Here is an 8,436-nt window from a genome sequence, read left to right on the forward strand (position 1 = left end):
GAATTGAATGAACTGACTCATCCCGTCTCGTCCGGTGTGCCCGTGCACGAATTCCCGGCCGATGCGGTGTCCGCGCTCGACAGCCTCGACATGCCGCTGCCGCCGCGCAGCGGCCTGCCCGACGCGGCCCCCGGCCCCCCCCGGCCACGCAGACCACCCCGCCCACGCCGGCCGCGCCGCCCCCGGGCCAGCCCGCCCACGGGAACGTGCCGGCGCCGCTCGAGGCAGCGCCGCCGACCGTTCCCGCCGAACCTTCGAGCTTGACCGAATTGAATGAACTGACTCATCCCGTCTCGTCCGGTGTGCCCGTGCACGAATTCCCGGCCGATGCGGTGTCCGCGCTCGACAGCCTCGACATGCCGCTGCCGCCGCGCAGCGGCCTGCCCGACGCGGGCCTCGATTTTGCATCGCATGACGCAACTAACGGTCTGCCCGACCCGCGCCTGCCGGCTGCGGGCCTCGAGCCGTCCGAATCCACTCATCCACATGAAACCGGCGAACAGAAGAGTGACCTTCATGGCTCGTCGGCGACCCATGCGGGGACGGATCCCGCCGACGACGAATTGCCGCTCGACGACGAAGCCGGCCCATCGATCCCCGAAAACCGTCCCGCCCCGGGCTTCACGCCTTTCGGCGCCGCGCAGTTCGGCGCGCTGAATCTGGATTTCGATCTCGACCTGCCGGCCGGCCCGGGCGCGACGCTGCCGCCGCCGACCGAGGCCGCGCTGGACCAGATCGCGCGCAACAAGCTGGAACTGGCCGGGGAATACGTCGAGCTCGGCGACCTGCACGGCGCGCGCCTGCTGCTGGGCGAGGTGATCGATGCGAACCGCGCCGATACGCGCGAGGCCGCGCGCGCCATGCTCGCGAAACTCGCCGACGCCTCGTGATGCGCATCGCCCTCGGTATCCAGTACGACGGCGCGGCGTTCTGCGGCTGGCAATCGCAGCCGCACGGCAAGACCGTGCAGGACGAGCTGGAGCGCGCGCTCAAGGCGTTCGCGCTGGTGCCCCTGCAGACGGTGGTGGCCGGCCGCACCGACACGGGCGTGCATGGCCTGGGGCAGGTGGTCCATTTCGACACCGACCTCGATCGCAGCGACTTCTCCTGGGTGCGCGGTACCAACGCCTTCCTGCCCTCGACGGTGGCCGTGCAGTGGGCCAGGCCGATGCCGGACGGCTTCCACGCGCGCTTCGCCGCGTTCGAGCGCACCTATTACTACGCGCTCTACGTGCATCCGGTGCGCTCGCCGATGCTCGCCTCGCGCGCCGGCTGGGTCCACACGCCGCTCGATATCGAGGCGATGCGCGAGGCCGCGCGGCACCTGATCGGCGAGCACGACTTCTCCTCGTTCCGTTCCTCGGAATGCCAGTCGAAGACGCCGGTCAAGCACCTGCACCAGATCGATATTCGCGCCTCGGGCAGCTTCATCCACTTCCGGTTCCGCGCCAACGCCTTCCTGCACCACATGGTGCGCAACCTGATGGGCTGCCTGATCGCGGTGGGACGCGGCCGCTATCCGGCCGACTGGATGGCCGAGGTGCTGGCCGCGCGCAACCGCGAGCGCGCCGCGCCGACCTTCGCGCCCGACGGCCTGTACCTGGCGCATGTCGGCTATCCTGAGGAATTCGCGGTGCCGCCCGCGCAACTCGGCAGCGTGCCGTGGAGCACGGTGTGGGCCGACCTCGACGGCCCGGCGCCCGGCGCGAACCCGCAGCCCTGAGCGCCTCAATCGAACCCGAGCCGCGCGCTCGCGAGCCGATCCGGCTTCGCGGCGCGCGCGCCAGCAGGAACGCCTGACGATGACCGATACGACCCTTTCCGCCGGCGGCCCCGCCGCCACGCCGCAAGCCCGCACCCGCATCAAGCTGTGCGGGCTGTCCCGTCCCGCCGATGTCGATCATGCCGTGGCGCTCGGCGCCGACGCGGTCGGCTTCGTGTTCTACCCGAAGAGCCCGCGCGCGGTGAGCATCGCGCAGGCCGCCGAACTCGTGCGGCGCGTGCCGCCCTTCGTCTCGGCGGTCGGGCTGTTCGTGAACGCCGCGCCCGGGGAACTGGCGCGCGTGCTTGACGCGGTGCCGCTCACCACGCTGCAGTTCCACGGCGACGAGACGCCGGAGCAGTGCCTGGCGCTCGCGCGCGAGGCCCGGCTGCCCTGGATGCGCGCCCTGCGCGTGGGGGCCTCGACGCAGCGCGCCGATTTGGTAGAATCGGCACTTCACTATTCGACAGCCAGCGGCTTGTTGTTCGACACCCATGTGCCGGACTACGGCGGCAGCGGCAAGGTCTTCGATTGGTCACTTATTCCCGCAGAGCTCGTGCATCGGGCCGTTTTGAGTGGTGGCTTGAGCGCTCAAAACGTCGGTGATGCGATACGCCAGATCCGCCCGTACGCGGTCGATGTCTCCAGTGGCATCGAGGTACCGGGCGAGAAGGGCGTGAAGGATCACGCCCGGATGGCGGCGTTCGTGAGCGCGGTGCGCGCGGCGGACGCCCAGTGAGCACAAGGCCGGCGCGGCATGCGCCGGGCCTGCCAGTCGAGAGACACATTCATGTACGACCTTCCTGATGATCGCGGCCACTTCGGCCCGTATGGCGGCGTGTTCGTCGCCGAAACCCTGATCCACGCGCTCGACGAGCTGCGCGAGGCCTACGACCGCTTTCGCGACGATCCCGAGTTCGTCGCCGAGTACAACCGCGAGCTCAAGCACTTCGTCGGCCGCCCCTCGCCGATCTACCACGCGCAGCGCTGGAGCGAACTGCTCGGCGGCGCGCAGTTGTACCTGAAGCGCGAGGACCTGAACCACACCGGCGCGCACAAGATCAACAACGTGATCGGCCAGGCGCTGCTGGCGCGCCGGATGGGCAAGAAGCGCGTGATCGCCGAGACCGGCGCGGGCCAGCACGGCGTGGCCACCGCCACCATCTGCGCGCGCTTCGGCATGGAGTGCATCGTCTACATGGGTTCCGAGGACGTGCGCCGCCAGGCCGCCAACGTCTACCGCATGAAGCTGCTCGGCGCGACCGTGGTACCGGTCGAATCGGGCTCGCGCACGCTCAAGGACGCGCTCAACGAGGCGATGCGCGACTGGGTCACCAACATCGAGACCACCTTCTACATCATCGGCACGGTGGCCGGCCCGCATCCGTATCCGATGCTGGTGCGCGACTTCCAGCGCGTGATCGGCGACGAGTGCAAGGTGCAGATGCCCGAGATGGCGGGGCGCCAGCCCGACGCGGTGATCGCCTGCGTGGGCGGCGGCTCCAACGCGATGGGGATCTTCTACCCGTACATCGACGATACGAACGTCCAGCTGATCGGCGTCGAGGCGGCCGGCGACGGACTCGACACGGGCCGTCACGCGGCCTCGCTGACGGGCGGCAGCCCCGGCGTGCTGCACGGCAACCGCACCTACCTGCTGCAGGACGACGACGGCCAGATCATCGAGACGCATTCGGTATCGGCCGGCCTCGACTATCCCGGCGTCGGCCCCGAGCACGCCTGGCTCAAGGACATCGGCCGCGCGCAATACGTGCCGATCACCGACGAGGAGGCGCTGAAGGCCTTCCACGACTGCTGCCGGATCGAGGGCATCATCCCGGCGCTCGAGTCGAGCCACGCGATCGCCTACGGCGCCAAGCTCGCCGCCACCCTGCCGAAGGACCGCATCCTGCTGGTCAATCTGTCGGGCCGCGGCGACAAGGACATGCATACCGTCGCGGAACGCGGCGGCATCGTGCTCTGACGCCCGGATGCGCGACCTGATCGAGGAGCCGGCCGGCGGCGCGGCGAGCGAGGGCGAGGCGGCCGAGGCCGCCGCCGCATCCGTGCGTCCCGAACCCGCGTTGCCGGGCGGCATCGAGCTGCGTCACCGCGATTTCCTGACCGATGCGGCGAGCCTGCCGGATGCGTCGATCGACCTGATCGTCGCCGATCCGCCCTACGGGCTCGGCAAGGACTACGGCAACGACTCCGACAAGCTGCAGGGCGACGCCCACCTGGCGTGGACCCGGCAGTGGCTCGAGCTGGCGATCCCGAAGTTGAAGCCGAGCGGCTCGCTCTATGTGTTCTGCACCTGGCAGTACGCGCCGGAGATCTTCAGCTTCCTGAAGACGCGCCTGACGATGATCAACGAGATCATCTGGGACCGCCGCGTGCCGAGCATGGGCGGCACCACGCGCCGCTTCACCTCGGTGCACGACAACATCGGTTTTTTCGCGGTATCGAAAGGCTATTACTTCGATCTCGATCCGGTCCGCATCCCCTACGACGCCGAAACGAAGAAGGCGCGTTCGCGCAAGCTGTTCGAAGGCAGCAAGTGGCTCGAGATGGGCTACAACCCGAAGGACGTCTGGTCGGTCTCGCGCCTGCATCGGCAGCACGCGGAGCGAGTCGACCACCCGACCCAGAAACCGCTCGAGCTGGTCGAGCGGATGGTGCTGTCGAGCTGCCCGCCGGGCGGCGTGGTGCTGGACCCGTTCATGGGTAGCGGCACCACCGCCGTGGCCAGCGCGCGACACGGACGCCGCTTCATCGGCTACGAGATCAACGAGAGTTATTGCGCGATCGCGCGCGAGCGCGTCACCGCGCTCGCCGCGCCGGCCGATGCCTGAGCCCGAACGGGCCGCTCGCCGCCGATCGCGACCGAATCCAGGAAACGACATCATGTCCCGTATCCAGAACACCTTTGCAGCACTCGCCGCCCAGGGCCGTAAGGGCCTGATTCCCTTCCTCACGGCGGGCGATCCGGACCCGGCGAAAACCGTCGAATTCATGCACGCGCTGGCCGAAGGCGGCGCCGACGTGATCGAGCTCGGCGTGCCGTTCTCCGATCCGATGGCCGACGGCCCGGTGATCCAGCGTTCGTCCGAGCGCGCGCTGGCGCGCGGCGTGACGCTGCGGCACGTGCTGGACGACGTCAAGCGCTTCCGCGAGCGCGACGACCGCACTCCGGTGGTGCTGATGGGTTATGCCAACCCGATCGAGCGCATGGGCGCCGAGGCCTTCGCCGAGGCGGCTGCCGCGGCCGGCGTCGACGGCGTGCTGGTGGTCGACTACCCGCCCGAGGAAGCGGCCGGTTTCGCCGCCACGATGCGCGCCGCCGGCATCGACCCCATTTTCCTGCTGGCGCCCACCTCGACCGAGGAACGGATGGCCGAAGTGGGGCGGATCGCCAGCGGTTATGTCTATTACGTGTCGCTGAAAGGGGTGACGGGCGCCGGAAATCTGGATGTTTCCAGCATTGCGGGTAAAATCCCGGCCATCAAGTCGCGCGTGCCGGTTCCGGTCGGCGTCGGCTTCGGGATCCGCGACGCCGCCACGGCGCGCGCGGTGGCCGAAGTTTCCGACGCGGTCGTGATCGGCAGCCGCCTCGTGCAACTGCTCGAGGAAGCGGCGCCGGAAGCGGCGGTGGGCGTGCTCAAGGCCTTCATCGCCGAGATCCGCGCCGCGCTCGACGGCGAGGCCCGGGCGGCCTGAGGCCGCCGCGCGACGTCACGCGACATACCGAGAAACACCGAATGCGGGCCGGAACGATCCGGCCCGTTCTGATGAGGGAAACCATACGATGAGCTGGCTCGACAAGCTGTTGCCACCGAAGATCAAGCAGACCGACCCCAAGAGCCGCAAGGGCATCCCCGAGGGGCTGTGGGTCAAGTGCCCGTCTTGCGAGGCCGTGCTGTACCGCTCCGACGTCGAGGCGAACCTGCACGTGTGCCCGAAATGCGATCACCACATGCGCATCGGTGCGCGCGAGCGCCTGGACGCGCTGCTCGATCCGGAAGGCCGCTACGAGATCGGCCAGGAAATCGTGCCGGTCGACACGCTGAAGTTCAAGGACAGCCGCAAGTACCCGGATCGTCTCAAGGAAGCGATGGACGAAACCGGCGAAACCGACGCGATGGTGGTGATGGGCGGCGCGATCCGCACGCTGCCGGTGGTGGCGGCCTGCTTCGAGTTCTCGTTCATGGGCGGCTCGATGGGCTCGGTGGTGGGCGAGCGCTTCGCGCGCGGCGCGCAGAACGCGCTCGAGCAGCACGTGCCCTTCATCTGCGTGACGGCCTCGGGCGGCGCGCGGATGCAGGAAAGCCTGCTGTCGCTGATGCAGATGGCCAAGACCACCGCGATGCTGACCAAGCTCGCGGACGCCAAGCTGCCGTTCATCTCGGTGCTGACCGACCCGACCATGGGCGGCGTGTCGGCCAGCTTCGCCTTCCTCGGTGACGTGGTGATCGCCGAGCCGAAGGCGCTGATCGGCTTCGCCGGCCCGCGCGTGATCGAGCAGACGGTGCGCGAGAAGCTGCCGGAAGGCTTCCAGCGCTCGGAATTCCTGCTGAAGTCGGGCGCGATCGACATGATCGTCGACCGTCGCAAGATGCGCGACGAGATCGCCCAACTGCTCGCGCTGCTGCAGCGCCAGCCGGCCGACGCGCTCGCCTGAGTCACGCGCGCCGCGCGGCCCATGCCGACGCGTCGTCCGGCCCGGCCGGGCGGCGCGTTTTTCGTTTTTCAGCGTTCCTGCAGATTCGCAGTGGTACAGATGAGCACATTTCCTACTCTCGAGGCCTGGCTCTCGCACCTCGAAACCGCGCATCCGGTCGGTATCGACATGGGCCTGGCCCGCATCACCCAGGTCAAGGAGGCGCTCGGGCTGAGCTTCTCGTGCCCGGTGATCACGGTCGGCGGCACCAACGGCAAGGGCTCGACCTGCGCGTTCCTCGAAACCATCCTGCTGAAGGCCGGCTATCGCGTCGGCTGCCATACCTCGCCGCACCTGATCGCCTTCAACGAGCGTGCGCGCCTGGGCGGCGAGAACGTGGCCGACGAACTGCTGCTGCCGCATTTCGAGGCGGTCGAGGCGGCGCGCCTGAGCCTGGCGCAGCCGGTCACGCTGACCTATTTCGAGTTCACCACGCTGGCGATCCTGCGCCTGTTCGCCGACAGCGGGCTCGACGCGGTGATCCTCGAGGTGGGCCTGGGCGGCCGGCTCGACGCGATGAACATCATCGACGCCGACTGCGCGATCGTCACCAGCATCGACATCGACCACACCGAATACCTGGGCGACACGCGCGAGAAGATCGGCTTCGAGAAGGCCGGCATCTTCCGCCCGGATACGCCGGCGATCTGCGGCGATCCCTCGCCGCCGCAAACCCTGATCGACCATGCCGAGTCGATCGGCGCCGACCTGTGGCTGGTCGGTCGCGATTTCCGCTACGAGGCGCAGCCGGGCAACGAGCGCCAGCAGTGGAGCTACCTGGGCCGCGACAAGCGTTACCCGGCGCTGGCCTACCCGGCGCTGCGCGGCGCCAACCAGCTGATCAATGCCTCGGCGGCGCTGGCCGCGCTGGAGGCGCTGCGCTCGCGCCTGCCGGTGTCGGCCCAGGACATCCGCCTGGGCCTGGCCAACGTCGAGCTGGCGGGGCGCTTCCAGGTGCTGCCCGGCAAGCCCGCGATCGTCCTCGATGTTGCGCATAACCCGCACGCGGCGGCGGTTCTCGCGCAAAACCTCGGCAACATGGGTTTCTTTCCGTACACTTACGCGGTGTTCGGCGCGATGCGCGACAAGGACATCGCCGGCGTGCTCAAGCAGTTGAAGGGCGAGATCGATCACTGGTGCGTGACCGACCTGCCGCTGCCGCGCGCCGCGTCGGCCGAGACGCTCGAGGCGGCGTTGCGCGAGGCGGGCGTCGAGGACGGCCCCGACAGCAGCGTCACGCATCACGCCACACCCGCGGACGCTTTTCGAGATGCCCTGAAACGGGCCTCGGAGAATGATAGAATCGTGGTCTTTGGTAGCTTTTATACGGTGGCCGGCGTGATGGCCTACCGTAAATCGCAGCAACACTGACGGGTAGTTCGGACCAGCCATACATGGGAATCTTCTCGTTCGGCAAGAAGAAAGACGACGACGCGCCGTCCCGGCGCGGGTCGAAATCCGGCTCCCGGGCCGTACGCAGCGAGCGAGTCGAGCGGCGCACCACGCGCCGCGCCGAGCGGCCCTCGGACGCGATGATGCTCGACCCGACCCTCCCCGAGAAACAACGCGCGCGCCGGCGCCTGGTCGGCGCGATCGCGCTGGTGGTGGCCGCGGTGATCGTGCTGCCGATGATTCTCGATTCGCATCCGAAGCCGGTCACCGACGACATCGCGATCGACATCCCCAACAAGCCTGCCCACGCGGCCCCCTCGCGCGACGAGGATCCGGTCGACACGCAGGCCGGCGTCGCGCACGACGAGCCGCCCGCCTCGGGCGCGGCCGACGACACGCAGACGGCGCAATCCGCCACTTCCCCCGATTCCTCCGACAGCAAGGCCGACGTGGCACCGCCCAGGCCGGCTCAGCAGCAAGCCTCGCAGCAGGCCGCGCCCAAGTCCGCCGCGCCCGCCGTGCCTGCGCCCAAGCCTGCCGCTGCGGCGGCGCAGCCGCCCGCGCG

General features: G+C 69.0%; 9 protein-coding genes. All 9 read left to right on the forward strand.

What is annotated here, in order from left to right:
• Positions 1–206: 206 nt before the first annotated feature.
• Positions 207–890, forward strand: coding sequence for a FimV/HubP family polar landmark protein (locus tag F3J18_RS33870; protein ID WP_166916461.1), 684 nt, complete (start codon positions 207–209; stop codon positions 888–890).
• The gene (gene truA, locus F3J18_RS33875; RefSeq protein ID WP_025098896.1) at positions 890–1,723 is read left to right on the forward strand and encodes a tRNA pseudouridine(38-40) synthase TruA; all 834 of its coding nucleotides are present in this window, start codon (positions 890–892) and stop codon (positions 1,721–1,723) included. The genes F3J18_RS33870 and truA overlap by 1 nt, the downstream gene beginning before the upstream one ends.
• Before the next feature lie 79 nt (positions 1,724–1,802).
• Positions 1,803–2,501: a phosphoribosylanthranilate isomerase gene (locus F3J18_RS33880; RefSeq protein ID WP_166916463.1), complete on the forward strand. Its 699-nt coding sequence runs from the start codon at positions 1,803–1,805 to the stop codon at positions 2,499–2,501.
• Between the two features lie 51 nt (positions 2,502–2,552).
• Positions 2,553–3,746: a tryptophan synthase subunit beta gene (gene trpB, locus F3J18_RS33885; protein WP_025098894.1), complete on the forward strand. Its 1,194-nt coding sequence runs from the start codon at positions 2,553–2,555 to the stop codon at positions 3,744–3,746.
• A 7-nt stretch (positions 3,747–3,753) separates the two neighbouring features.
• Positions 3,754–4,614 carry a site-specific DNA-methyltransferase gene (locus F3J18_RS33890; RefSeq protein ID WP_013690577.1) on the forward strand — a complete coding sequence of 287 codons (861 nt, stop codon included), beginning with the start codon at positions 3,754–3,756 and terminating at the stop codon, positions 4,612–4,614.
• Between the two features lie 52 nt (positions 4,615–4,666).
• On the forward strand, positions 4,667–5,479 hold the full coding sequence (gene trpA / locus F3J18_RS33895; protein ID WP_025098893.1) for a tryptophan synthase subunit alpha: 813 nt from the start codon (positions 4,667–4,669) through the stop codon (positions 5,477–5,479).
• An 88-nt stretch (positions 5,480–5,567) separates the two neighbouring features.
• Positions 5,568–6,440: an acetyl-CoA carboxylase, carboxyltransferase subunit beta gene (gene accD, locus F3J18_RS33900; RefSeq protein WP_025098892.1), complete on the forward strand. Its 873-nt coding sequence runs from the start codon at positions 5,568–5,570 to the stop codon at positions 6,438–6,440.
• A 99-nt stretch (positions 6,441–6,539) separates the two neighbouring features.
• Complete coding sequence (gene folC, locus F3J18_RS33905) at positions 6,540–7,850, forward strand: bifunctional tetrahydrofolate synthase/dihydrofolate synthase (protein WP_025098891.1); 1,311 nt, start codon at positions 6,540–6,542, stop codon at positions 7,848–7,850.
• Positions 7,851–7,873: 23 nt separating this feature from the next.
• Positions 7,874–8,436 (forward strand): sporulation protein (locus F3J18_RS33910; protein WP_240156487.1); only part of this gene is annotated, 563 nt, incomplete at its 3' end.

The sequence above is a fragment of the Burkholderia sp. Ax-1720 genome, assembly GCF_011753035.1.
Classification (GTDB): domain Bacteria; phylum Pseudomonadota; class Gammaproteobacteria; order Burkholderiales; family Burkholderiaceae; genus Burkholderia; species Burkholderia gladioli.

Bases quoted from the DNA above. Each gene is read 5' to 3' on its own strand.
- trpA (WP_025098893.1), top strand. From the start codon at position 4,667: ATGTCCCGTATCCAGAACACCTTTGCAGCACTCGCCGCCCAGGGCCGT.
- F3J18_RS33890 (WP_013690577.1), top strand. From the start codon at position 3,754: ATGCGCGACCTGATCGAGGAGCCGGCCGGCGGCGCGGCGAGCGAGGGC.
- truA (WP_025098896.1), top strand. From the start codon at position 890: ATGCGCATCGCCCTCGGTATCCAGTACGACGGCGCGGCGTTCTGCGGC.
- folC (WP_025098891.1), top strand. From the start codon at position 6,540: ATGAGCACATTTCCTACTCTCGAGGCCTGGCTCTCGCACCTCGAAACC.
- F3J18_RS33880 (WP_166916463.1), top strand. From the start codon at position 1,803: ATGACCGATACGACCCTTTCCGCCGGCGGCCCCGCCGCCACGCCGCAA.
- accD (WP_025098892.1), top strand. From the start codon at position 5,568: ATGAGCTGGCTCGACAAGCTGTTGCCACCGAAGATCAAGCAGACCGAC.
- trpB (WP_025098894.1), top strand. From the start codon at position 2,553: ATGTACGACCTTCCTGATGATCGCGGCCACTTCGGCCCGTATGGCGGC.